Annotated in this window: 1 rRNA gene; it reads right to left on the reverse strand. The window is 44.8% G+C overall.

What is annotated here, in order from left to right:
- Positions 1-100: ribosomal RNA gene (locus HP552_RS00160) — 23S ribosomal RNA — on the reverse strand; the annotation flags it as partial.
- Positions 101-319 lie beyond the last annotated feature (219 nt).

Genomic DNA, 319 nt, shown 5'->3' on the forward strand with positions numbered 1-319 from the left:
AAGCTTGCTTACAGCTCCCCGAGGCAGTTTCGTTGTTCGCCACGTCCTTCATCGGCTCCTAGCGCCTAGGCATCCTCCGTGTGCTCTTAGTAGCTTAACCAGTTGCTCCGGTTTCGACTGCTCACTTCCCTTGTTTTGCTTACGCAAAGCCAAAAGTCGCTCCCATTCGATACCATCGCAATACAGTTTTCACTATTTATTAAACTTGTTTACACAAGTTCAGCTAGGATGATTGTTGATCGGTCACTTGAACCGAACAAGCATTCATCCCTAAAAGGAATGTTCTAATTCGCAATTTTCGTTTCGATATCTAGTTTTC

This window comes from Paenibacillus xylanilyticus, assembly GCF_013359935.1.
Taxonomy (GTDB): domain Bacteria; phylum Bacillota; class Bacilli; order Paenibacillales; family Paenibacillaceae; genus Paenibacillus; species Paenibacillus xylanilyticus.